The sequence below is a fragment of the Streptomyces sp. NPDC002817 genome, from assembly GCF_053592055.1.
The window spans coordinates 112043-136050 of record NZ_JBSFUY010000020.1; the positions used below are offsets into that span (position 1 = coordinate 112043).

Here is a 24008-nt window from a genome sequence, read left to right on the forward strand (position 1 = left end):
TCAGCCGTGGCACACTGGCTCTGTACCTTAAAGCAGCGCACTCCGGGGTCGGTGAAAGTCCGAACCGGCGGTTACAGTCCGCGACCCGGTCACTTCCAGTGACCGGTTGACCAGGTGAAATTCCTGGACCGACGGTTAAAGTCCGGATGGGAGGCAGTGCGCGGCGGGCGGGCATTCGTGCGCGTCGCCGTATCTACTCGTCCATATGGGCGGGTCTGTCCGGCGTCGCCCCCAGTGCTCCTGCTCGTTCATTCTGTCGTCATCGACAGCCCCGGAGTCCGTGCCCCGATGTGGCAGGAGGACCCGGGAAGTGTTCACCGGAATCGTCGAAGAGCTGGGCGAGATCACCGCCGTCGAGAACCTCGGCGATGCGTGTCGCTTCCGCCTGCGAGGCCCCGTCGTCACCGAGGGCGCGAAGCACGGTGACTCGATCGCCGTCAACGGCGTCTGCCTCACCGTCGTCGAGCACGAGGGCGACGAGTTCACCGCCGACGTCATGGCCGAGACCCTCGACCGCTCCAGCCTCGGCGCCCTCGCCGTCGGCTCCCGCGTCAACCTCGAACGCCCCACCGCCGTGGGCGCCCGTCTCGGCGGACACATCGTGCAGGGCCATGTCGACGGCACCGGCCAGGTCCTGGAGCGCAAGCCGTCCGAGAACTGGGAGATCGTCAAGGTCTCCCTGCCCGCGGACCTCTCGCGCTACGTCGTGGAGAAGGGCTCCATCACCGTCGACGGCATCAGCCTCACCGTCGTCGACGCCGGCCCCGACTACTTCACCGTCAGCCTCATCCCGACCACCCTCGACCTGACCACGCTCGGCCACAAGCAGCCCGGCGACCCGGTCAACCTCGAGGTCGACGTCGTCGCCAAGTACGTCGAGCGGCTGCTCGCGAGCACCCAGGGAGCGGGCCGGTGAACTGGCTGACCTCCGAGGCCTTCACCGCCTTCGGCAAGCCCATCCTCTGGTCGGACATGATCGGCAACATCACCGGCCTGGTCGCCCTCGCCCTCGGCTGGCGGCGCTCCGTCTGGAGCTGGCCCGTGCAGTTCCTGGCCGGCCTCATCCTCTTCGGCGCGTTCTACGGCCATCTGACCGGCAGCGCCGGCAAGCAGGCGATCGTCATGGTCGTCGCCCTGTACGGCTGGTGGCAGTGGAACCGGAACAAGGGCCACGGCGGCGACGGACACATCGCCCCGCGGTTCGCCACCTGGACCGAGCGCGCGGTGATGGTCGGCGCGGCCGCCGCCGGCACCGTCGCGGTCGCCCTGCTCTTCAAGGCGTACCCGAGTCTGTCCTGGGACCCTTGGCCGGACGCCTACATCTTCGTCGGCACCATCGTCGCCATGTACGCCCAGGCGCGAGGCATGGTCGAGTTCTGGTTCGCCTGGCTCCTGGTCGACCTGGTCGGCGTCCCCCTCAACTTCGCCAACGGCTACGCCTTCTCCGGCTTCGTCTACGTCATCTACGGCGCGCTCGTCCTGTGGGGCATGCGCGACTGGTGGCTGCGCTCCCGCCAGGGCGCGCGGCCCGCTCTGGAAGGAGCGCCGGCATGAGCACGGCACCGATCCTGTACAGCACCGACGGTCTGGAAGACCTCACGCTCGACCCGATCGAGCAGGCCATCGCCGACATCGCCGCCGGCCGCCCGATCGTCGTGGTCGACGACGAGGACCGGGAGAACGAGGGCGACCTCGTCATCGCCGCCGAGAAGGCGACCCCCGAGATCGTCGCCTTCATGATGAGCGAGTGCCGTGGCCTGATCTGCGCCCCCATGGAGAGCGAGGAGCTGGAGCGCCTCGAACTGCCGCAGATGGTCGCGGACAACACCGAGTCGATGAAGACCGCTTTCACGGTCTCCGTGGACGCCTCCGCCGCCCACGGGGTGAGCACCGGCATCTCGGCCGCCGACCGCGCGACCACGCTCCGGCTGCTGGCGAGCGGCGACGCCGAGCCCACCGACTTCGTGCGCCCCGGCCACGTCTTCCCGCTCCGTGCCAAGGCCGGTGGGGTCCTGACCCGCAACGGCCACACCGAGGCGGCCGTCGACCTCGCCCGGCTCGCCGGCCTGCGCCCGGCCGGCGCCATCGTCGAGATCGCCGGCGAGGACGGCCGTATGCTCCGGCTGCCCGAGCTGATCCCGTTCGCCCGCAAGCACGGCCTGACGATCATCTCCATCGAGGACCTGATCGCCTACCGCCGGACCGCCGAGCCCACCGTCCGCCGCGAGGCCGAGGTCCACCTCCCCACCTCCCACGGCGAGTTCACGGCGTACGGCTACCGCTCCACCGTCGACGGCGTCGAGCACGTCGCCCTCGTCCACGGCGAGATCGGCGACGGCGAGGACGTCCTGGTGCGCGTCCACTCCGAGTGCCTGACCGGCGACATCTTCGGCTCCGCGCGCTGCGACTGCGGACCCCAGCTGGACGCCTCCCTGGAGCGCATACAGGACGAGGGCAGGGGAGTGGTGGTCTATCTGCGCGGCCATGAGGGGCGCGGCATCGGCCTGGTCTCCAAGCTGCGCGCGTACGAGCTCCAGGAGCGCGGCCGCGACACCCTCGACGCCAACCTGGAGCTCGGCCTGCCCGCCGACGCCCGGGACTACGGCGCGGGCGCCCAGATCCTCGAGGACCTCGGTGTGCGCAGTGTGCGCCTGATGACCAACAACCCCGACAAGTCCGACGCCCTTCTGCGCCACGGCCTCAAGGTCAACGGACGGGAGCCGATGCCGGTACAGGCGGGCGAGCACAATCTCACCTACCTGCGGACCAAGCGGGACCGGATGGGACACGACCTGCCCTGGCTGGACACGCCCGCGGCGGCGTCGACGTCCACCTGCAGCAACCAGTAACGAGGAGATCAGAGAACGTGAGCGGCAAGGGTGCACCGGAGCTGTCCGTACGCAACGTGGGTGACCTGCGGGTCGCCGTCATCGCGGCGCAGTGGCACGAGAAGGTGATGGACGGTCTGGTGGACGGCGCCCTGCGCGCCCTGCACGACCTGGGGATCGACGAGCCGACCCTGCTCCGGGTTCCCGGCAGCTGGGAGCTCCCGGTCGTCGCCAAGGTCCTCGCGGGCCGCGGCTACGACGCGATCGTCGCCCTCGGCGTCGTGATCCGCGGCGGCACTCCCCACTTCGAGTACGTGTGCCAGGGCGTGACCCAGGGCCTCACCCAGGTCTCCGTCGACACCGGTGTCCCCATCGGTATGGGCGTGCTGACCTGCGACACCGAGGAGCAGGCTCTGGACCGGGCGGGCATCGAGGGCTCCAACGAGGACAAGGGGCACGAGGCGGTGACGGCGGCCGTGGCGACGGCGGCCACCCTCCGCTCAGTATCTGAACCGTGGCGCTGACGGAACCCGGGTGTGGCATAGGCTGAGCGTCACCATGTCCAATAAGACGTTCGAGGAGCTCTTCACCGAGCTCCAGCAGAAGGCCGCCACCGGCGACCCCGCCACTTCCCGCACCGCAGAGCTGGTCGGCAAGGGCGTCCATGCCATCGGCAAGAAGGTCGTCGAAGAGGCCGCAGAGGTCTGGATGGCCGCCGAGTACGAGGGCAAGGAGGCGGCAGCCGAGGAGATCTCGCAGCTGCTGTACCACGTCCAGGTGATGATGGTCGCCCGCGGCATCTCCCTGGACGACGTCTACGCCCACCTGTGAATCCGTCAGTTCCGCACCCACCCCATCACGCGAAGGAAGCCGACCTCATGCTGCGCATCGCCGTCCCCAACAAGGGTTCCCTGTCAGGCCCTGCGGCGGAGATGCTGCATGAGGCCGGCTACCAGCAGCGCCGGGAGTCCAAGGAGCTGCGGATCGTCGACCCGGTGAACGAGGTCGAGTTCTTCTACCTCCGCCCCCGCGACATCGCCATCTACGTCTCCTCCGGCCGCCTCGACATCGGCATCACCGGCCGTGACCTGCTGATCGACTCCGGCGCCAAGGCCGAGGAGATCCTCCCGCTCGGCTTCGCCCGCTCCACGTTCCGCTTCGCCGCCAAGCCGGGCACGGCCGGCGGCGTCGAGGACCTCAAGGGCAAGACGGTCGCCACCTCCTACGAGGGCATCGTCGAGGGCCACCTCGCCGACAGCGGCGTCGACGCCTCCGTCGTCCACCTGGACGGCGCCGTCGAGACCGCCATCGAACTCGGTGTCGCCGAGGTCATCGCGGACGTCGTCGAGACCGGCACCTCGCTGCGCAACGCGGGCCTGGAGGTCTTCGGCGAGCCGATCATGAAGTCCGAGGCGGTCGTGATCCGCCGCGTGGGCGCCGACACCTCCTCGGAGAACGAGCCCAAGGTGCAGCAGTTCCTGCGCCGCCTCCAGGGCGTCCTCGTGGCCCGGACGTACGTGATGATGGACTACGACTGCCGGGTCGAGCAGCTCGAGAAGGCCGTCGCCCTGACGCCGGGCCTGGAGTCCCCGACCGTCTCCCCGCTGCACAACGAGGGCTGGGTCGCCGTCCGCGCCATGGTCCCGGCCAAGGAAGCGCAGCGGATCATGGACGATCTGTACGACATCGGCGCGCGGGCCATCCTGACGACGTCCATCCACGCCTGCCGTCTCTGAGGGGCCGCGCAGCCATGTCCGACGTTCCCACCCTCCCCGTCACCTTCCGGCCGGGCCGCACCAGGGCCGTCCTGCTCACCGCCGCCGTCGCGCTCTTCGTGGTCATCACGGCGATCGCGCTGCTGCTGGAGAAGCTCGGCCCGGGCGAGCGCCTGAGCTTCATCTTCACCGCGGCGCTCCTGGCCGGTGTGCTGGCTCTGCTCGCCCGAGTGAAGGTGGTCGCCGACGAGTCCGGCGTCACCGTCGTGAACATTGCCGGCCGGCGGCATCTCGACTGGGCGGAGATCGTCCAGGTCAATCTCCGGCCGGGCGACCCCTGGGTGTTCCTCAACCTCACCGACGGCACCAGCCTGCCCGCTCTTGGCATCCAGCCCGGTATCGCCAAGCAGCAGGCCATCGCCGACGCCCGCGCACTGCGGTCGCTCGTCGAGTCCCGCGGCCCGGGGGATCTGCCGTAGAGGGCCATGTCTTGATTAATCTGTTGGCGGAGGCGTTTTCGTGGCGCCTCCGCCGCTGATGTTCCCCCCGGTCTTCAGAGGCCCACTGCTATCCGAGGAGTGATTCCCTCCAGCGATGGACGGATCGTCCTGTAGTACCTGCGCCGCCCCCTCCCGGCATACCGAGGCGGCGGCATGACCATCCCCCTGCTGCTCCTGGCAGCTGCCTTCCTGCTGATTCTCGCCAACGGCTTCTTCGTGGCCGCCGAGTTCGGCCTCGTGACGGTCGAGCGACCGGACGCCGAGAGGGCCGCCGCCGAGGGCGACAAGCGAGCCCGTACGGTCGTCGAGTCGCTCAAGGAGCTCTCCTTCCAGCTCTCCGGCACCCAGCTCGGCATCACCATCACCTCCCTCGTCGTCGGCATGCTCGCCGAACCGGCGCTCGCGGAGCTGCTGCACGGTCCGTTCACCGCGGTCGGTGTCCCCGAGGGGGCCGTCTCCGGTGTCACCGTGGTCGTCGGCATGCTGCTGGCCTCCGCCGTGCAGATGGTGATCGGCGAACTCGTGCCCAAGAACTGGGCGGTGTCCAAGCCCCTGCAGGTCGCACGTTTCGTGGCCGGCCCGCAGCACGCCTTCGCGCGTCTGTTCCGCCCGGTCATCGCCGCGCTGAACGCCGTCGCCAACCGTCTGGTCCGTGCCATGGGTGTCGAGCCCACCGCGGAGCTGGCCTCCGCCCGCACCCCCGGCGAGCTCGTCTCCCTGGCCCGCCACTCGGCGCAGGCCGGCGCCCTGGAACAGGACACGGCCGACCTCTTCGTACGGACCCTGTCGCTGGCCGAGCTGACCGCGCAGCACGTCATGACCCCGCGCGTGAAGGTCAGTTCGCTCCAGGTGTCCGCGACCGCCGAGGACGTGGTCAACCTGACCCGCGCCACCGGCCTGTCCCGCTTCCCCGTCTACCGCGAGAAGATCGACGAGATCGTCGGCATGGTCCACCTCAAGGACGCGCTGGCCGTCCCGAACCACGACCGGCTGCGCACCCCGGTCGCCAGGATCGCCCGCCCGGCCCTGCTCGTGCCGGAGACCCTTCCGGTCCAGCCGCTCTTGGCGCGGCTGCGCAGCGAACAGCCCATCGCCGTCGTCGTCGACGAGTACGGCGGCACGGCCGGTGTGGTCACCCTGGAGGACATCGTCGAGGAGATCGTCGGCGAGGTCCGCGACGAGCACGACGGTCTGGACGTCCCCGAACTCGCCGCCGCCCCGTCGGAGGACGGCAAGCCCGCGTGGGACGCCGACGGCAGCTGCCGTGTCGACATCCTCCAGCGCATAGGCCTCGACGTGCCCGAGGGACCGTACGAGACGGTCGCAGGGCTCGTCGCCGACCTGCTCGGCCGGATCCCGGCCGTGGGCGACCGGGCCGAACTTCCCGGCTGGCGGCTCTCGGTACGCCAGGTCGGGCACTACCGCGCCGAACGCGTACGACTGGTCAGAACGGCCCCCGCGGTTGTGGAGGCCGCCCGATGAGCGTGCTCCAACTCCTGTTCGCCGCGCTGCTCGTGCTCGCCAACGGCTTCTTCGTCGGCGCCGAGTTCGCCCTTGTGTCCGTCCGGCGCAGCCAGATCGAGCCGCTCGGCACCGCCCGGTCCCGCCAGGTGCTGTACGGCCTGGAGCGGCTGCCGCAGATGATGGCCGCGGCCCAGTTCGGCATCACCATCTGCTCGTTGACGCTGGGCGCGGTCGCCGAGCCGACCGTCGCCAAGCTGCTGGAGCCGGTCTTCGAGTGGATCCATATGCCGCACGGCATGATCCATCCGCTCGGCTATGTCATCGCCCTCGCCGCGGTGGTCTTCTTCCACCTCGTCATCGGCGAGATGGTCCCGAAGAACCTCGCGATGGCCGCCCCGGAGAAGGCCGCACTGTGGCTGAGCCCCGGTCTGGTCGCCTTCGCCCGCGTCTGCAAGCCGATCACCATCGCCCTCGGTGCCTGCGCCCAGGGCATCCTGCGCCTCTTCCGCGTCGAGCCCAAGGACGAGGTCGAGGCGGTCTTCACCAGCGAGCAGCTCAACCGGCTCGTGGAGGACGCCGGCCAGGCGGGCCTCTTGGACCCCGAGGAGCAGGAACGCCTCGAGGACGCCCTGGAACTGGGCTCCCGCCCGGTCACGGACGTCCTGCTGAGGCGCGAGTCACTGGTGACGGTGGGGCCCTCGGTCACACCCGGCCAGGTCGTGGAGCTCACGGCCCGCACCGGCTACTCCCGCTTCCCGGTCGTGGCCGACAACGGCGCCTTCATGGGCTACCTGCATGTGAAGGACGTACTGGACCTGGAGGAATCGGAGCGGGCGGTGCCCCAGCAGCTCTGGCGCCCGATGACGACCCTGCGGTCCGAACTCCCCCTGGACGACGCCCTGACGGTCATGCGCCGAGCTGCCACGCACCTCGCCCAGGTGACGGACGCGGCGGGCAAGGTCCTGGGCCTGGCGGCGCTGGAGGACGTACTGGAACTCCTGGTGGGCGAGGTGACGGACCCGGCACACCGGGAGACGCCGCCGCTGCCGAGGGCGGCCGAGCAGAAGGAAACGGTACCGAGCTGACGCAGGCCGCACCCCGCGCTCCTCAGGGGCGCGGGGCTGTGTTGATTTGCGGCTCCGCCGCGTGGGTGCGAGCAACCACGGCCTGCTCGCACCCGCCGACGAACCAGGAGCTCCCGAGTTCGTAGGCGTCCCCTACGTCGCCGACGGATCCTGGGGCCCACGCCCGGACAGTACTTCCCCGTACGCCTGCATGAGGTCCGGCAGCCGCAGTGTCGACAAGTCGTCCCGCGTCAGCATCCCCGGATACGTCGACAGCCGCAGATCCCGGTACGCGCAGCTCTTCTCGTACAGCGTCCGCAGGAACCGTCCGTTCCCCAGCTCGTCGATCCACCCCTGGTCCACCACGTGCCCGGCGATCGACCGCAGCTCGTCGAGGGCCTCCTCGTCCCACACGTCACCGTTCTCATGGGCCAGCACCTCGCCGATGGAGGTGAGTTCGAGGGGGCGGTACGAGGGGAAGTCCACCCGGGTCGTGAAGCGCGACGAGAGCCCGGGGTTGGCGGCCAGCAGCCGGTCCATGCCCTCGGGATAGCCGGCGAGGATCACCACGAGGTGGTCCCGGTTGTCCTCCGCGCGCTTCAGGAGCACCTGGAGCGCCTCGTCGCCGTACGCGTCACCCTTGCCGTAACCGGAGTTGGAGAGCGAGTACGCCTCGTCCACGAAGAGCACCCCGCCGATCGCGGAGTCGATGAGCTCGTTGGCCTTCACGGCGGTCTGTCCGAGGTACTCGCCGACGAGGTCGGCGCGCTGGGCCTCCACGAGGTGGTCGCCGCCGAGCAGCCCGAGGGCGTAGAAGACGCGGCCCAGGATGCGGGCGACCGTGGTCTTGCCGGTGCCCGAGGGGCCGGAGAAGACGAAGTGCCGCTTGGGCGGCTGGACCGGCAGACCCTGCCCGGCGCGCAGCCGCGCCATGTTCAGCTGAGCCGACAACGCCTTGACCTGGCGCTTCACGGGTTCCAGCCCCACCATGCGCTCGAGTTCGGTGAGCGCCTCCTCCAGTAAGACTGGGTCGGTGGGGCCGGCGGGCAGCGCCTGCGTCGGGATGATCTTCTCGCGCACCGAAGGGTCGGTCACCGAGGGCAGCGGGCCGGCGGGCGGCAGGTCGGGGTCGGAGAACTTGAGGTCACGTCCGTCGGTGCCGCCGAAGAGCGGGTCGAGGCCGTCCGGTCCCTCCAGGACGTCCTGGGCGCCGGAGAGCGCGATCGAGGCGAGGTCCGCCGCGGCGTCGTCGTAGCCGTCGCCCTCGGCGATCGCGGCGAGCCGGGCCGAGGTGTCCATGAACGCCGGGTCGACGCGGTGCACGGCACGGTAGAGGGGGAGGGCGGCGGCGGAGCGGCCGGTGCCCTCGTGCGCGCGGGCGAGCCAGTAGCGCAGCTCCTTGCGCTGGGGCTGTTCGCTGCGACAGCGCATCAGGGCCGCCGAGAGAAGCGGCTCGGCCTGTCCGAACATCTCCAGGCGCACCCGGGCCATGCCGCCGAACAGACCCGCCTCGATGCCCAGCAGGGAATCGTCGATCAGCGGGTCGGTGTGCCGGACGAGCTGGTCCCAGTCCTTGACCAGATAGGAGCGACAGGCGTGCAGGAAGCGCACCTGGGCGTCGGTGTCCACGGGTGGCAGGCTCGCGAGGGCCCGGTCCAGCTCCGGGACATGGCGTCCGTCCAGCCAGTGCGAGGCGTGCGCGAGCAGCAGGTCGCGCGGGCTCTCCAGCACGGGCTGCACCCACCAGCCCAGCCAGTACCAGGAGTTGAGGGTGCGACGATGCCGGGCCCGCTGTTCCCCGAAGCGCTCCCGGTGCCGGAACATCCGCAGCAGCGCGGTCGTCGTGTCGACGCGCAACGCGTGCAGCCCGAGCCAGCCGTCGGCCATCCCCGGGTCCATCCGCACCGCGGCGCGGAACTCCTCCTCCGCCTGCGGATAGGCGCCCATCGTGTAGGCATCCACACCTCGCAGCCAGGCGAGGTCGGCCGGGGCCTGCGGGCCCTGCATGCCGAAGTCCATCACGTCCCCCACAAACCGTGCCCCCGTTGGTTGGTCACCGGGCCGTCGCCCGCCGACCGCCTTGATCGAACCGCCTTGCTGCGGACCGGAGTTGCAACGGTGCGCAGAGCCGCCCGTCCGTAGGTCGCACCGAGGGCATCGTACCTGCGGGGGTGCGGCCGCCGAAGGGTGCCGCACAGGCCGTTTGGCGAGGTGGGAGCAGACGGGGCGCACACGCGATGGTGACCGAGGGTGAGCGAATCACGGCTCGTAGCGCCCGGAAAAGGAGTCGAGGGCAGAACGAAGCCCCCGATCACGGGGGAACAACCGGGGGCTTCGCGTCTGAGGGCGGCTTCGAAAGGCCGCACATTCAGAACGTAAGTCCTGTACGGCCCCCCGGTCAAGCCGAGTTGAGGCACTCCGGAAAGTTCGGAAGCAAGGGTCTTCACAAGTTCAGCACACAGCGGATGGTCCGTCACCCAGAGTGATTCTGCGGTCCGGTCCAACCGTCCCGGCAGGCCCCGGGAGCACCTCGTACCCCTTCTGTCCCTGCCGAACCAGAAGGTCGGCGTGGGGGCGCGAGGGGTCCCCGGCGAAGTGTTCGGCCTCGGCCCGGACCCACCCGGCCCAGAACTCCCGCTGTTCCTCCCCGTCCCGTGACCGGCCACGCGTCCAGGACTCCTCGCGGGGCAACTCCATCCACAGCAGCCGCGCCAGGTGCGGGCGCAGTGCGCGGCGGCCCGCGCCGACGCCCTCGACGAGGACCACGGGTGCCGCCGGGAGGGCGCGGGGTGGGCCGAAGCGTCGGGTGTGCCAGTCGTAGGGGGCGTAGTGCGCGGTCTCACCGTGGCCGAGCGGCTCGATCACCTGGGTCAGCAGTCGGCCGGTCCAGCCGAACAGCTCGTCGTGGCTCGCGATGTCGTCGAGGTGCAGTACCGGCGGGTCACCCAGCGCGGCGGCCAGCTGTCCGGTGAACGTGGACTTTCCGGAGCCGGCGTGACCGTCGACGGCGATCAGGCGGACCGGGCCGCAGGACGGTGGGAGGGCGCGGAGGTGGTCGGCGAGGGCGCGCATGGACGATTTCTGGAGCTTTCACGAGTCCGGCAGGGAGCGGTCAGCACTCTAGCGGCGGTGCGCGGGTACGCCGTCGCAGGTCATGTCAGTGGTCCAGTCCCATATTCGTGGGCGTGGCATGGCCCGAAGTGCTGGCAGGACGGTGCGGCTTTGGCCATAGTTGGCGCACAACCGTGCAGTGGACCTGCCCAGACTCGGACAACTTGGGGGTCATTCCGCCCATGAGCAGAGCCGAACAGCCGTCCCGCAGAACCGTCCTGGCCGCCGCGGTCGCCGCAGCGGTGGCCGGCGCGGCGAGCCCGGCCGCCGCCGACGGCACGACCGACGCAGCGGACACCGACCGGGCGCAACGCCGCCTCGTCGACAACCGCTTCTGGACCACGTACGCCGACTGGCGCGGCGGCAGCGCGAAGGGCGCCCGTGCCGTTGCCGGTCCCCGGCCGGGCGTGGTGATCGGCGCCGCCGCGGGCAGTGTCGACTACACGGACCCGCACACCGGGAAGACGGCCGCCTGGGAGTACGCGACCTGGACGTCCCCCGTGCACAGGCTCGCCGTCCCCTCCACCGAGGCGATCGCGTCCTGGAACGCGCACACCCCCGACGGCACCTGGCTCCAGGTCGAGCTGAAGGGCACCTACTCCGACGGCACGGACACCCCCTGGTACGTCATGGGCCGCTGGGCCGCCGGCGACCAGGACATCCGGCGGACCTCGGTCGACGACCAGACCGACGACAAGAGCAGCATCTGGACGGACACCTTCGCCGTCGACGACCCGGCGACGGGCCTGCGCCTCACCTCGTACCGTCTGCGGCTGACCCTCTACCGCAAGCCGGGCACCAAGAAGACCCCCACCGTGTGGCGGCTCGGCGCGATGGGCTCCGACATCCCGGACCGCTTCACCGTCCCGGCCTCCACGCCCGGCCTCGCCCAGGAGCTGATCGTCCCGCGCTACTCGCAGGAGATCCACGCCGGCCAGTACCCGGAGTACGACAACGGCGGCGAGGCCTGGTGCAGCCCCACCTCCTCGCAGATGATCATCGAGTACTGGGGCGGCCGCCTCACCCCGGAGCAGCTCGCCTGGGTCGATCCGACCTACGCCGATCCGCAGGTGTGCCACGCGGCCCGGTACACGTTCGACCACCAGTACGCGGGCTGCGGAAACTGGCCGTTCAACGCGGCCTACGCGGCCACCTTCAAGGACCTCCAGGGCGTGGTCACCCGGCTCGGCTCCCTCACCGACCTGGAGACGCTGATCGCGGCCGGCATCCCGGCCATAACGTCCCAGTCCTTCCTCAAGGAGGAGCTGACGGGCGCGGGTTACGGCACCTCCGGCCACCTGATGACCGTGATCGGCTTCACCGCCGACGGCGACGTGATCGCCAACGACCCGGCCTCGCCCGACGACGAGGCGGTGCGACGGGTCTACAAGCGGGCCGAGTGGGAGAACATCTGGCTCCGTACCAAGCGGTACAACGCCAGCGGCAAGGTCGTCTCCGGCACCGGCGGTGTCTGCTACCTCTACTTCCCGGCGAAGCCGACCGCACGGCAGTGCAAGGCCCTCGCGGCGGTGGGTGTGCGCTGAGTCACACACTGAGCGGGTCAAGGCCCCGGGAAACCGGGGCCTTTCCCCTGTGACCGACGTCTCTGCCGCAAAAGCCCTGCCCGGTGGCAAGGTGGACACATGACTGCGAACTCAGCCACCGCCACCCGTGTCCGCACCGGCGGGCCCAAGGAAGACGGCCCGAAGGCCCTCGAGCACGTCATGGGCTGGACCCTCGTCGTGGTGGTCGCGATGCTCGTGACCCAGCTCGGCCTGCTGTGACCTGATCCATAGTTGACCTGACATACTGCGGGTGTCCCGCCCCGTTGAGACCAGGGTCGAAATTGAATATCAGCCAACAGCGTGACGGCGCTCGTCCCAAGGCGCGCGGAACTGATCGCTCGGTTGCGCGCCGAGCCGAACTCATCGCGATCGGGCGGAGGTTGTTCGCCGACACGTCCTACGACGCGCTCTCGATGGACGACATCGCCCGTCAGGCGCATGTCGCCAAAGGGCTGATCTACTACTACTTCCAGTCCAAGCGCGGCTACTACCTGGCGATCATCCAGGACTCCGTCGCCGACCTGGTCACCTTCGCGGCGAGCGGCCTCCAACTGCCCCAGGTGGACCGGGTCCAGCGCACGATCGACAGCTATCTGCGTTTCGCCGAGCACAACCAGGCCGCGTACCGCACCGTCGTCAGCGGCGGAGTCGGCTTCGACGCCGAGGTGCACGCCATCCGGGACAGTGTGCGTGAGGCGATCGTCGCGACCATCGCCGACGGGGCGTACGGCCGTACCGACATCTCACCGCTGGCCCGCATGGGCCTGTTCGCCTGGGTCTGCAGCGTCGAGGGCGCCACGCTCGACTGGATCGACCGCCCGGCCCAGCTCACCCGCGACACCATGCGCGAACTCCTGGTGAAGACACTCGGCGCCACCATGCGCGCGATCGAGGAGCTGGACCCCGCCTTCCCGGCCCCCGCCCCGGCCCGCCGCGACACCTGACGCCGGACGGCGGAGAGGGGCGGAGGGCTCGTGGTCCCCCCGCCCCAAGTGCCGCTCGGGTCCGACTAGTTGATCGCCTTGATCAGCTCACCGCCCGTGGTGTCCCCGCTCAGCTCCCAGAAGAACGTGCCGCCCAGCCCCTGCTGGTTCTTGTACGTCATCTTCGTGGCGATGGTCGACGGGGTGTCGTAACTCCACCAGTTGTTCCCGCACTTGGCGTACGCCGTGCCACCCACCGTGCCGGTCGCCGGGCACTTCGCCTTGAGCACCTTGTAGTCCTCGAAGCCCGCCTCGTACGTCCCGGCCGCCGGGCCGGTCGCCGTGCCGCCCGGTGCCGACTGGGTGACGCCGGTCCAGCCGCGCCCGTAGAAGCCGAGGCCGAGCAGCAGCTTCGAGGCCGGGATGCCGAGGCCCTTGAGCTTCGCGATGGTCGCCGAAGTGTAGTAGCCCGCCTGGGGGATGCCGCTGTACGAGTTGAGCGCCGAGTGCGGGGCCGTCGGCCCGGTCGCCGCCCAGGCGCCGAAGTAGTCGTACGTCATCGGGTTGTACCAGTTGACGTACTGCGCCGCGCCCGCGTAGTCCGCCGCGTCGATCTTGCCGCCCGGGGTGGCGTCGGCCGTGATCGCCGCGGTGACCAGGTTGCCGGAGCCGAACTTGGCCCGCAGCGCCGACATCAGGTTCTTGAAGGCCGCCCGGCCGCTGGTGTCGCAGGTGTTGCCGCAGGCGTTCGGGTACTCCCAGTCGATGTCGATGCCGTCGAAGACATCGGCCCACTTGGAGTTCTCGACCAGGTCGTAGCAGGACTGCGCGAACGCGGCCGGGTTCTTCGCGGCCTCGCCGAAGCCGCTCGACCAGGTCCAGCCGCCGAAGGACCAGATGACCTTGAGGCCGGGGTGCTTCTTCTTGAGCTCACGCAGCTGGTTGAAGTTGCCGCGCAGCGGCTGGTCCCAGGTGTCGGCGACACCGTCCACGGACTCGGCCGCGGTGTAGGTCCGCTCGGTCGCCGCGTAGGAGTCGCCCATCGCGCACTTGCCGCCGGTGACGTTGCCGAAGGCGTAGTTGATGTGCGTGAGCTTCGCCGCGGAGCCGGAGGTCTCGATGTTCTTGACGTAGTACTTGCGGTCGTAGGTGCCCCATTCGGTGAAGTAGCCGACGACCTTGGAGCCGGCCTTCACTGCGGGCTTCGCCGCGGGTTCGGCGGTCGCGGTGCCCGCGCCGGCGAGCAGCCCGGCACCGAGGACCGCGCAACACGCGGCGGACACAAGCGCCCGGAACCGGGCGCGGGGACGAGGGGAGTCGTGCATCGAGTGTCTCCTCGTGGGGGGTGAGGGAACGGGCGCCGATTGGCATGAACGCGGTAAAGCGTTGGTTCGGAACAGTAGGAGGACTAGACCAGTCCGTCAATGGTTCGGACCAATTTCGAGGAGTGCTGGATTCCGGGTAGGTTTCCTGAAGTAAGCGGTCGTTAACTGGTGACGCGATGGCTCCGATCGGGCATACTCACAGCGCAGAGCCGCTGGTCAACAGCTTCCGAGACCCGAAAGTGCGACCATCGGCCAAGCCCTCAGCAAGACCCGGCGGAGCCGCCCCCATCCAAAGGCGCACGCCGATGTGCCCTACACAGGGAGGAGAGCGTCCTCATGCCCGACCGCGCCCCGCAGCCGGTGGATCGTCAACTGCCCACGGACGAGGCCCGGGAGCTGATCTCACTCGTCCGCGACATCGCGCAGCAGGAGATCGCCCCGAAGGCGGCCGAGGAGGAGGACGCCGGACGCTTCCCGCGCGAGGTGTTCACCCTGCTCTCGCGGTCCGGACTGCTCGGACTGCCCTACGACTCCGAGTACGGCGGCGGCGACCAGCCCTACGAGGTCTACCTCCAGGTCCTCGAGGAACTCGCCGCGGCCCGCCTCACCGTCGGCCTCGGCGTCAGCGTGCACACGCTCGCCTCCTACGCACTCGCCGCCTACGGCACCAAGGAGCAGCAGATCGAGCATCTGCCCGCCATGCTCGGCGGCGGCCTCCTCGGCGCGTACTGCCTCTCCGAGGCCTCGTCCGGCTCGGACGCCGCGAGCCTGCGCACCAAGGCCGTGCGGGAGGACGGGGGCCCCTCCCGCTCGAGCGCAGCCGAGACTGGGGGAGACTGGGTCATCACCGGTACCAAGGCCTGGATCACCCACGGCGGTGTCGCCGACTTCTACACCGTCATGGCGCGGACCGGCGAGGAAGGCGCCCGCGGGATCACCGCGTTCCTCGTGCCCGGTGACGCCGAGGGGCTGAGCGGGGCGGCGCCGGAGAAGAAGATGGGCATGAAGGGCTCGCCCACCGCCCAGGTCCACCTCGATGGCGTCCGGGTCTCCGACGACCGGCGCATCGGCGAGGAGGGTCAGGGCTTCGCGATCGCCCTGGCCGCGCTCGACTCCGGGCGGCTCGGCATCGCGGCCTGCGCGATCGGCGTGGCTCAGGCGGCGCTGGACCACGCGGTGGCGTACGCGACCGAGCGACGGCAGTTCGGCAAGCCGATCGCCGACTTCCAGGGCCTGCGCTTCATGCTCGCCGACATGGCGACCCAGATCGAGGCGGGCCGCGCGCTGTACCTGGCGGCGGCGCGGCTGCGGGACTCCGGCCGGCCCTTCGCCAAGCAGGCCGCGATGGCCAAGCTGCACTGCACCGACACCGCGATGAAGGTCGCCATCGACGCCGTCCAGGTCCTCGGCGGATACGGCTACACCGCGGACTTCCCGGTCGAGCGCTACATGCGCGAGGCCAAGGTTCTCCAGATCGTCGAGGGCACCAATCAGATCCAGCGGATGGTCATCGCCCGTCACCTAGCGGGTCCGGAGACGCGCTGAACTGCCCCGGCCTGACCTGCGGCGCCGCGAGCCGGACCCACTCCGGGTCGTGGCGCCCCGGCAGGGTCCGGCCCCGGTCGGCCCAGGTACGCATCAGATCCCGGTAGATGGGCGGGTCCTGCGGCGGCGGAACCGATTCTGCGGGCGGCGGGACGAACACCCGGCGTTGACGCCCGGTCGCCGTGTATGTGGGGGTCATACCAGGGCAACGCGGTGACGGCCGGACAGGTCACCCGCCGATGGAATCGACCGTGAGTTCGCGGACGTCGTGCAGCACGGTATCTGGCCACCTGTCGCGGTCTGACGTACCGTCAGCCCAGCCGCCTCCAGGGAGGTCTGCCGTGGCCGACGACCGTCCCGTACCGCTCGACGAGTACCCGGTGCACCAGGTGCCGCTCTCCATGAAGCACGTGGCGACGGGGGACCGGAACGCCTACGACCGGTGCATCTTCCATGTCCTCGATCACGAGGGGCGGGCGCTGCTGATAGTGGGGCTCGGGGTGTACCCGAACCTGGGGGTGATCGATGCGTACGCGACGCTGCGGGTGGGGGACACCCTGCACGCGGTGCGGGCCTCGGACGCCCTCGGCGAGGACCGGATGCGGCTCGCGGTGGGGCCGCTGAGGATCGAGGTCGAGCAGCCGCTGCACCGTCTGCGCCTCGTCTGTGACGACGACTCGTTGTCCTTCGATCTGACCTGGACCGCCGCCTTCCCCGCACTGTGGGAACCCCACCATGTGCAGCGCCGGGGCGGCCGGCTCACCCTGGAAGGGCGTCGCTTCGTACAGGCGGGCGGCGTGGCGGGCTCTGTGCGCGCCAAAGGCGAGGAGTTCCGCGTCACCGCCACGGAGTGGACCGGCACCCGCGACCGCAGCTGGGGCGTCCGCCCCGTCCCCGGCGAGGAAGGCGGCCGCCTCGCCGAGGAGCACCCCACCGAGGGCTTCCACTGGCTCTGGTGCCCCGTCCGCTTCGAGGACCGCTTCCTGATGGTGATCGTCCAGGAGGACGCCGACGGCTACCGCGTCCTCAACGACGCCACCCTCGTCCGCCCCGGCCACCCCGACCGCCAACTCGGCTGGCCCCAGCCCGAGATCACCTACCGTCCCGGCACCCGCCACCCCGAACGCGCCCTCGTCCACCTCGGCGACGTGCGCAAACCGCAGGAGCTGGAGGTCGAGATCCTCACCTCCTCCCCGCTGGCGATCGGCGCCGGCTACCCGCCCGCCGACGACTGGCAGCACGGCACCTGGCGCGGCCACGGCTGGACCGACCGGCGCACCTACGACCTCACGCAGCCGCACACCCTGGCCGCGTACGGGGTCACCGACCACGCCGCCCGCTTCCGCCTCGACGGCCGGATCGGCCACGGCATCTTCGAGCACGGCTCGTTCGGACGGCACGATCCGAGCGGGTTCACCGGCTTCGACTCGGTCGCACCGTAAGTCGGCTGCACCACAAGGGGGTTGACACATGACGACGGCGCCTCGCCCGCGCACCAGCACCCGCGACCCGGAGGACATCGCCCGCCGCCTCACCGCCTGGCTCGGCACCCGCCTGCCCGGCGCCAAGGCCGTCGGCGTCACCGTCCCCGCGTCCAACGGCATGTCCAGCGAGACCCTGCTCTTCGACATCGAGCACCCCGAACCCCCGCTGCACGCCTGCGCGTTGCGGCTCGCCGCGGACCCGGCGGCGTACACGGTCTTCCCGGTGTACGACATGGTCCGCCAGTACCGCACGATGCGCGTCGTCGCGGAGCACTCGGACCTGCCCGTGCCGAAGGTGCTGTGGCTGGAGGAGGACCCTGGTCCGCTCGGCGCGCCCTTCTTCGTCATGGAGCGCGTCGAGGGGCGGGTGCCGCCGGACGTCATGCCCTACACGTACGAGGGCAACTGGCTGCACGCGGCGAACGACGCGGAGCGCGAGCACCTGGAGGCGGCCTCCGTGGGCCTGTTGGCCCGGCTCCATGACCAAGTGCCGCTGTGGGAGGCCGAGTTCCTAGCGCTCCCCGGCGAGGGTGACGCCCTGCGCCGCCATGTCGCCGCCCAACGCGCCTACTACGAATGGGTCGTTGACGGCGTCGCCCGCTCACCGCTCATCGAGGACGCCTTCGACCGGCTGGAGCACCTCTGGCCCGCCGATCCGGGCACGCCTGTCCTCGACTGGGGTGACGCGCGCATCGGGAACGTCGTCTACGACGGATTCGAACCCGCGGCCGTCCTCGACTGGGAGATGGCGGCACTCGCCCCGCGCGAGGTGGACCTCGGCTGGACGATCTACCTGCACCGCTTCTTCCAGGACCTGACGGTCGGCTTCGGGCAGCGCGGCCTGCCGGACTTCTTCCGCCGCGACCGGGTCGAGACGCGCTACGCCCGACTGACCGGCCACACACCGCGGGACATGGACTTCCACACCCTGTACGCCGCCCTGCGGCACGCCGTCGTCATGCTGCGTGTCGCCTATCGGCAGGTGTACTTCGGTGAAGCCGTCGTCCCGGCGGACCCGGACACACTGATCCTGCACCACGGCAGCCTGCGAGCCATGGTGCAGGGCAGCTACTGGGATTGAGCGACGCGGTCCGCGCTACCGGGACACGCTCATGCGGCGTGGCGCCGCATGACGGGGACCCTCATGGGGCGCGAGCCCGGTCCGCCGACGTGCGAGAAGGGCTGGGTCCTCCAGTCGAGGCCCTGAGGGAGCGTCAACAGCAGGGCGGTGTCCTGCTCCTGGGGCTCCAGGTCCTCGTCCGCGGCACGCGCGTCGGAGGCGCGGCGGCCGGTGCCGGCGCAGACCGTGAGCCCGAACGGGTTCCAGGGCGAGACGCACAGCGCGTGCTCCGGCAGGACCTCCTCGTCCGCCAGCAGCGCGATGGGCTGCGCACAGTCCGGGCAGACCACCCGGAACATCTCGAAGGTGTCGTACGCGTCGAGTTCGTCGTCGAGGGCGTCGGGTTCGACGCCCTCCGGCTCGGGCTCGACGACCGCCTGGAGTCGCTTGGGTGCGGTACGACCAGGGCGCTTAAGACTCTGCATTGGATTCTCCCCCTCGGGCTGGGCCGTGAAGGCACTGCGGCCTCGACCACAGCAAGCACTTCCCGCCCCGTCTCGGCGGTAATCACGAGAACATCACGGAGACCGTTCGGGCGCTGTGGCGTTCGTCACATGCCACTTGCAGATGCCCGGGGCGGCCGCTTTGTCCCTCAGATGGCTCACAGGTAGCTCTCGGCCACATCACGAACCGGGTATGACCTGCGCCGCTCAGGTATCCGAGGAGATCAAGGGCACTGTAGGTTCTTGCGCCATGGAGGAGCTGGACCGTCAGATCGTGCAGCTGCTCGTCAAGGACGGGCGGATGAGCTACACAGACCTCGGCAAGGCCACGGGCCTGTCCACGTCGGCCGTGCACCAACGGGTGCGTCGGCTGGAGCAGCGTGGCGTCATCCGTGGGTACGCCGCCGTCGTCGACCCCGAGGCCGTCGGGCTGCCCATGACCGCCTTCATCTCGGTGAAACCGTTCGATCCCAGTGCGCCGGACGACATCGCCGAGCGCCTCGCGGGCGTGCCGGAGATCGAGGCCTGTCACAGCGTTGCGGGCGACGAGAACTACATCCTCAAGGTCCGGGTGGCCACGCCGCACGAGCTGGAGGAGTTGCTGGCTCGGCTGCGGTCGCTGGCGGGGGTGTCGACGCGGACGACTGTGGTGCTGTCGACGCCGTACGAGGCGCGCCCTCCGAGGATCTGAGTGGTGGTTCGTCGGCGGGTGCGGGTCGGCTGTGGCTGGTCGCGCCCATACGGCGGTAGCCGCAGATCGACACAGCCCCGCGCCCCTGAGGGGCGCTGAAGGCGCCCCCTGTCCCGGACGGTCCGGACAACACGCGAGACTGTTCCCCATGAGTGAGTCCAGCCCCGCGCCCAAGACTGTCCTGCTCCGTCGAGGAGAGGTCCACAGCCCCGCCGATCCCTTCGCCACCGCGATGGTCGTCGAGCGTGGCCAAGTCGCCTGGGTCGGTTCGGAAGGGGCCGCCGACGCCTTCTCGGACGGGGTCGACGAGGTCGTCGATCTGGACGGTGCCCTGGTCACGCCCGCGTTCACCGACGCGCATGTGCACACCACGTCCACCGGGCTCGCCCTGACCGGCCTGGACCTGTCCGACGCACCCTCTCTGGAGGCTGCTCTCGCGCTTGTGCGGGACTTCGCCGGCTCCCGCCCGGACGACCGCGTCCTGCTGGGGCACGGCTGGGACGCGGCCCGCTGGCCCGGCGGACGGCCGCCCACGCGCGCGGAGCTGGACGAGGCCACCGGAGGCCGCCCGCTCTATCTGTCCCGCATCGACGTCCACTCCGCGGTCGTGACCACGGCCCTGCTCGACATGACGTCCCTCGGGCGCGCCGACGGCCCGCTCACCGCCGACGCGCACCACGCCGTACGCGCCACCGCCCTGGCCGCGATCACCCCGGCCCAGCGCGTCGGGGCGCAGCGCACCGCGCTCGCCCGGGCCGCCTCCCTCGGCATCGGCTCGGTCCATGAGTGTGCCGGCCCCGAGATCTCCTCCGAGGACGACTTCACCGGCCTGGTGCGGCTCGCCGCCGAGGAGACCGGGCCGCGGGTCGTGGGCTACTGGGCGGAGCAGGATGTCGACAAGGTGCGGGAGCTGGGCGCTCTGGGCGCGGCCGGCGACCTCTTCGTCGACGGCGCCCTCGGCTCCCACACCGCCTGTCTGCACCAGCCGTACACCGACGCCGGGCACACCGGCACCGCCTACCTGGACGCGGCCGCCGTGGCCGCACATGTCGTCGCCTGCACCGAGGCGGGCCTCCAGGCGGGCTTCCACGCGATCGGCGACGCAGCCGTGACCGCCGTCATCGAGGGCATGCGCGCCGCCGCCGAGAAGGTCGGCCCGGCCCGTCTCCGCGGCGCCCGGCACCGCGTCGAGCACGCCGAGATGCTCACCCCCGAGTCCATCGCCGCCTTCGCCGACCTGGGCCTGACCGCCTCCGTGCAGCCCGCCTTCGACGCGCTGTGGGGCGGCGAGGACGGCATGTACGCCCAGCGACTGGGCGTGGAGCGGGCGCGCGCCCTGAACCCCTTCGCGGCCCTCCTGAAGGCCGGCGTGCCGCTCGCCTTCGGCTCAGACAGCCCTGTCACCCCGCTCGATCCGTGGGGCACGGTCCGTGCCGCCGCCTTCCATCGCACGCCCGAGCACCGGGTCTCCGTGCGCGCCGCGTTCACGGCCCACACGCGGGGCGGCTGGCGGGCGATCGGCCGGGACGACGCGGGTGTCCTGGTGCCGGGCGCGCCCGCCGACTACGCGGTGTGGCGAACGGACGAGCTCGTCGTCCAGGCTCCCGACGACCGGGTCGCCCGCTGGTCGACCGACCCCCGCTCCGGCACCCCCGGCCTGCCCGACCTGTCTCCGGGCGCCGACCTCCCGGTCTGCCTGCGCACCGTGGTGGGCGGCCGGACCGTGTTCGTACGGCCGGGCGAGTGATCTCCCGGGGTGGCGCGGCTCCGATCGGGCGCCGCCGCCCCGTCTCGCGACCTGCGTATCCTCCGCACTGACCAGGGCTTTGAGTGAAGATGCGCAGGTCAAACAGCTGTTGACAGCCGACGGCAGGGGGCCGGTAGGTTCGGCCCAGTCCACCACCGGACGCCCGACCGGGGAACGTCCGTCAACTCGTCGCCGCGCCGCTGGGTCAGGGACGGTGTGCCGCACCGGGCACCGCCACTGGCAGCCAGGCTCAGCGCCCGCGCCGCCGCGAGGGAACGTTCCGGCCGGTCGGGGAGGTGTGACCCGGGTGGGGCCCGGGCGCTCAGTAGACAACGGCTTTCGGTCGATCCGCAGCCAGCGGGTCCCAGGTCGGCCCGAAGGGCGCCGGGCCCCCATCCGCAGTACGCACGGCTGCCGAGAAGCGCGGTCTTACCCCGCTTTTGTTAAAACGACACCACCATACGAACGTCCTGTCACGTCGGCCCAGGCGGCGACCACTATGGTGGACGCCTGCGTACGAACCTGAAGGGGCAGCAGTGAACGACGGCGACGGGACCCTCGCGGCACAGGGCCACGGGAGGCAGTTCGGCCCGCTCGGCACCGCCTTGGTGATCATTCCGACCTACAACGAGGCGGAGAACATCAAGGCGATCGTCGGCCGGGTGCGCAAGGCCGTCCCCGAGGCACACGTCCTCGTCGCCGACGACAACAGCCCCGACGGCACCGGCAAGCTCGCCGACGAGCTGGCGGCCACCGACGATCATGTCCAGATCCTGCATCGCAAGGGCAAGGAAGGCCTCGGCGCCGCCTACCTCGCGGGCTTCGCGTGGGGTCTGGAGCACGGTTACGGCGTCCTGGTCGAGATGGACGCCGACGGCTCCCACCAGCCCGAGGAACTGCCCCGCCTGCTGACCGCCCTCAAGGGTGCCGACCTGGTCCTCGGCTCCCGCTGGGTGCCCGGCGGCCGGGTCGTGAACTGGCCCAAGTCCCGCGAGTTCATCTCCCGTGGCGGCAGCCTCTACTCGCGCGTCCTGCTCGACGTTCCGATCCGGGACGTCACCGGCGGCTACCGCGCCTTCCGCCGCGAGACCCTCGAAGGCCTCGGCCTCGCTGAGGTCGCCTCGCAGGGCTACTGCTTCCAGGTCGACCTGGCCCGCCGCGCGGTCAGGGCCGGCTACCACGTCGTCGAGGTCCCCATCACCTTCGTCGAGCGCGAGCACGGCGACTCCAAGATGAGCCGCGACATCCTCGTGGAGGCCCTGTGGCGGGTCACCACGTGGGGCGTGGGGGAGCGGGTCGGCAAGGTGCTGGGCCGCGACAAGAAGGCCTGACGGCAGCCGTACGGCCGCACAGGCCCCGCTGATCGTCCCCTTATCCCGCGCTGAGCCGTGCCCAGGCACACTGGACACATGACGACTGGCGCTCCGACCCCGACGTACCCCGCCCGGCCCCCGCGCTCCCGGCTGCGCACCTTCCTGCCGCTGGGGATCGCCGCGTGGCTGGTGCTGGAGATCTGGCTGCTGACCGTGGTGGCAGGCGCCACGAGCGGGTTCCTGGTGTTCCTCCTGCTGCTCGCCGGCCTCGTGCTCGGCGCGGTGGTCATCAAGCGGGCCGGCCGACGGGCCTTCCAGAACCTCAACGAGGCCCTGCAGCGTGGCACGGCCCCCTCCGGCGGCGGGGGCAACGGTCTGCTGATGCTGGGCGGGCTGCTTCTCATGCTCCCCGGTCTGATCTCGGACGCGGTGGGCCTGGCTCTGCTGATCCCGCCGGTCCAGAAGGTCATCGCCCGCCGTGCGGAGCGCACCTTCGAGCGCAAGCTCCGCGAAGCCGGCCCGGGAACCCTGGGCGACGCCTTCCAGCAGGCCCGTATGCAGCGCCCCGACGGCAAGGTCGTCCAGGGCGAGGTCATCCGGGACGAGCCCCGGGACGCGCCCCAGGAGCCGCGTCCTCCGCTGATGGGCTGAGCCCCGCTCGGCTCACGCCGAACGCACGAGACCGCGGGCGCCGTACAGGAAGTACGGCGCCCGCGGTCTCGATATTGCGTTGTGTTCCGCCCAAACCGCGGCGGGACTACGCGGACTTGCGGCTGTCCCTGGGGTGAATCGCGATGTTCATCGCCCCTGAGCGCAGAACGGCCAGGCGCTCCTCGAGGACCTCTTCGAGTTCCTCGCGGGTGCGCCGCTCCATCAGCATGTCCCAATGCGTACGCGCGGGCTTGGCCTTCTTTTCTTCAGGGCCGTCGCCGTCCACGAGGAGTGCTTGGGCCCCGCAGACCTTGCACTCCCACTCCGGCGGGATCTCCGCCTCGACCGAGAAGGGCATCTCAAAGCGATGTCCCTTCTCGCATGCGTACTCCACGGCCTGGCGCGGGGCCAGGTCGATGCCGCGGTCCGTCTCGTAGCTGGTCACCACGAGGCGCGTGCCGCGAAGAGCTCGCTCACTCATGAATCGTGCCTCCCGGGCTTGTCGCCCACAGGACAGGT

At 70.6% G+C, this 24008-nt stretch carries 24 protein-coding genes and 1 riboswitch; of the genes, 19 read left to right on the plus strand and 5 right to left on the minus strand.

Annotation, left to right across the window (positions count from 1 at the left end; all coding sequences use genetic code 11):
- Window positions 1-33 precede the first annotated feature (33 nt).
- Window positions 34-164: riboswitch (FMN riboswitch) on the plus strand.
- A gap of 146 nt (window positions 165-310) precedes the next feature.
- The 9 genes from ACWD3I_RS31250 to ACWD3I_RS31290 all read left to right on the plus strand — a co-directional run bounded on the left by ACWD3I_RS31250 (window position 311) and on the right by ACWD3I_RS31290 (window position 7592).
- Window positions 311-916: a riboflavin synthase gene (locus ACWD3I_RS31250; RefSeq protein WP_307033367.1), complete on the plus strand. Its 606-nt coding sequence runs from the start codon at window positions 311-313 to the stop codon at window positions 914-916.
- Entirely contained in the window at window positions 913-1554 is a 642-nt protein-coding gene (locus tag ACWD3I_RS31255) for a nicotinamide mononucleotide transporter family protein (RefSeq protein WP_365403188.1), read from the plus strand. Before ACWD3I_RS31250 ends, ACWD3I_RS31255 begins: the two co-directional genes overlap by 4 nt.
- A complete protein-coding gene (locus ACWD3I_RS31260; RefSeq protein ID WP_365403185.1) occupies window positions 1551-2849 on the plus strand; it encodes a bifunctional 3,4-dihydroxy-2-butanone-4-phosphate synthase/GTP cyclohydrolase II in 1299 nt (432 codons plus the stop codon). Before ACWD3I_RS31255 ends, ACWD3I_RS31260 begins: the two co-directional genes overlap by 4 nt.
- 17 nt (window positions 2850-2866) lie before the next feature.
- Window positions 2867-3352, plus strand: coding sequence for a 6,7-dimethyl-8-ribityllumazine synthase (ribH, locus tag ACWD3I_RS31265; protein ID WP_086764975.1), 486 nt, complete (start codon window positions 2867-2869; stop codon window positions 3350-3352).
- Between the two features lie 34 nt (window positions 3353-3386).
- On the plus strand, window positions 3387-3659 hold the full coding sequence (locus ACWD3I_RS31270; protein WP_018534786.1) for a phosphoribosyl-ATP diphosphatase: 273 nt from the start codon (window positions 3387-3389) through the stop codon (window positions 3657-3659).
- A 47-nt stretch (window positions 3660-3706) separates the two neighbouring features.
- Window positions 3707-4564, plus strand: a complete 858-nt coding sequence (gene hisG / locus ACWD3I_RS31275) for an ATP phosphoribosyltransferase (RefSeq protein ID WP_267017921.1) — start codon at window positions 3707-3709, stop codon at window positions 4562-4564.
- 14 nt (window positions 4565-4578) lie between these two features.
- The gene (locus ACWD3I_RS31280; RefSeq protein ID WP_365403180.1) at window positions 4579-5022 is read left to right on the plus strand and encodes a PH domain-containing protein; all 444 of its coding nucleotides are present in this window, start codon (window positions 4579-4581) and stop codon (window positions 5020-5022) included.
- 174 nt (window positions 5023-5196) lie between these two features.
- Entirely contained in the window at window positions 5197-6525 is a 1329-nt protein-coding gene (locus tag ACWD3I_RS31285; protein ID WP_365403177.1) for a hemolysin family protein, read from the plus strand.
- On the plus strand, window positions 6522-7592 hold the full coding sequence (locus ACWD3I_RS31290) for a hemolysin family protein (RefSeq protein ID WP_365403174.1): 1071 nt from the start codon (window positions 6522-6524) through the stop codon (window positions 7590-7592). The genes ACWD3I_RS31285 and ACWD3I_RS31290 overlap by 4 nt, the downstream gene beginning before the upstream one ends.
- Before the next feature lie 132 nt (window positions 7593-7724).
- Here ACWD3I_RS31290 and ACWD3I_RS31295 read toward each other — a convergent pair whose 3' ends face one another.
- The gene (locus ACWD3I_RS31295) at window positions 7725-9590 is read right to left on the minus strand and encodes an AAA family ATPase (protein ID WP_365403171.1); all 1866 of its coding nucleotides are present in this window, start codon (window positions 9588-9590) and stop codon (window positions 7725-7727) included.
- A 432-nt stretch (window positions 9591-10022) separates the two neighbouring features.
- A complete protein-coding gene (locus ACWD3I_RS31300; protein WP_365403168.1) occupies window positions 10023-10643 on the minus strand; it encodes a uridine kinase family protein in 621 nt (206 codons plus the stop codon).
- A gap of 221 nt (window positions 10644-10864) precedes the next feature.
- Between ACWD3I_RS31300 and ACWD3I_RS31305 the strand changes: the two genes are divergently transcribed.
- The 3 genes from ACWD3I_RS31305 (at window position 10865) to ACWD3I_RS31315 (ending at window position 13191) form a co-directional block, all read left to right on the plus strand.
- A complete protein-coding gene (locus tag ACWD3I_RS31305; protein ID WP_365403165.1) occupies window positions 10865-12226 on the plus strand; it encodes a peptidase C39 family protein in 1362 nt (453 codons plus the stop codon).
- Between the two features lie 99 nt (window positions 12227-12325).
- On the plus strand, window positions 12326-12466 hold the full coding sequence (locus ACWD3I_RS31310; RefSeq protein ID WP_266895135.1) for an SCO1431 family membrane protein: 141 nt from the start codon (window positions 12326-12328) through the stop codon (window positions 12464-12466).
- A 62-nt stretch (window positions 12467-12528) separates the two neighbouring features.
- Window positions 12529-13191, plus strand: a complete 663-nt coding sequence (locus ACWD3I_RS31315; RefSeq protein ID WP_365403162.1) for a TetR/AcrR family transcriptional regulator — start codon at window positions 12529-12531, stop codon at window positions 13189-13191.
- Between the two features lie 65 nt (window positions 13192-13256).
- Here ACWD3I_RS31315 and ACWD3I_RS31320 read toward each other — a convergent pair whose 3' ends face one another.
- Window positions 13257-14495 carry a glycoside hydrolase family 18 protein gene (locus tag ACWD3I_RS31320; protein WP_451084225.1) on the minus strand — a complete coding sequence of 413 codons (1239 nt, stop codon included), beginning with the start codon at window positions 14493-14495 and terminating at the stop codon, window positions 13257-13259.
- A gap of 336 nt (window positions 14496-14831) precedes the next feature.
- On the opposite strand from ACWD3I_RS31320, the gene ACWD3I_RS31325 reads away from it, so the two are divergent.
- The 3 genes from ACWD3I_RS31325 (at window position 14832) to ACWD3I_RS31335 (ending at window position 18605) form a co-directional block, all read left to right on the plus strand.
- Complete coding sequence (locus ACWD3I_RS31325; RefSeq protein ID WP_365413369.1) at window positions 14832-16040, plus strand: acyl-CoA dehydrogenase family protein; 1209 nt, start codon at window positions 14832-14834, stop codon at window positions 16038-16040.
- A 341-nt stretch (window positions 16041-16381) separates the two neighbouring features.
- Complete coding sequence (locus ACWD3I_RS31330) at window positions 16382-17482, plus strand: hypothetical protein (protein WP_365413371.1); 1101 nt, start codon at window positions 16382-16384, stop codon at window positions 17480-17482.
- Between the two features lie 28 nt (window positions 17483-17510).
- Window positions 17511-18605, plus strand: a complete 1095-nt coding sequence (locus tag ACWD3I_RS31335) for a phosphotransferase family protein (protein WP_365413373.1) — start codon at window positions 17511-17513, stop codon at window positions 18603-18605.
- A 29-nt stretch (window positions 18606-18634) separates the two neighbouring features.
- On the opposite strand, the gene ACWD3I_RS31340 is transcribed toward ACWD3I_RS31335, so the two are convergent.
- Window positions 18635-19069, minus strand: coding sequence for a hypothetical protein (locus ACWD3I_RS31340; RefSeq protein ID WP_365413375.1), 435 nt, complete (start codon window positions 19067-19069; stop codon window positions 18635-18637).
- Between the two features lie 268 nt (window positions 19070-19337).
- Between ACWD3I_RS31340 and ACWD3I_RS31345 the strand changes: the two genes are divergently transcribed.
- The 4 genes from ACWD3I_RS31345 (at window position 19338) to fxsA (ending at window position 23489) form a co-directional block, all read left to right on the plus strand.
- Entirely contained in the window at window positions 19338-19778 is a 441-nt protein-coding gene (locus ACWD3I_RS31345) for an Lrp/AsnC family transcriptional regulator (protein WP_030677853.1), read from the plus strand.
- Between the two features lie 148 nt (window positions 19779-19926).
- On the plus strand, window positions 19927-21525 hold the full coding sequence (locus tag ACWD3I_RS31350; RefSeq protein WP_365413377.1) for an amidohydrolase: 1599 nt from the start codon (window positions 19927-19929) through the stop codon (window positions 21523-21525).
- Between the two features lie 536 nt (window positions 21526-22061).
- Complete coding sequence (locus ACWD3I_RS31355; RefSeq protein ID WP_365413379.1) at window positions 22062-22856, plus strand: polyprenol monophosphomannose synthase; 795 nt, start codon at window positions 22062-22064, stop codon at window positions 22854-22856.
- A 78-nt stretch (window positions 22857-22934) separates the two neighbouring features.
- The gene (gene fxsA, locus ACWD3I_RS31360) at window positions 22935-23489 is read left to right on the plus strand and encodes an FxsA family membrane protein (RefSeq protein WP_365413381.1); all 555 of its coding nucleotides are present in this window, start codon (window positions 22935-22937) and stop codon (window positions 23487-23489) included.
- 106 nt (window positions 23490-23595) lie between these two features.
- Here fxsA and ACWD3I_RS31365 read toward each other — a convergent pair whose 3' ends face one another.
- Complete coding sequence (locus tag ACWD3I_RS31365) at window positions 23596-23970, minus strand: RNA polymerase-binding protein RbpA (protein WP_010046329.1); 375 nt, start codon at window positions 23968-23970, stop codon at window positions 23596-23598.
- Window positions 23971-24008 lie beyond the last annotated feature (38 nt).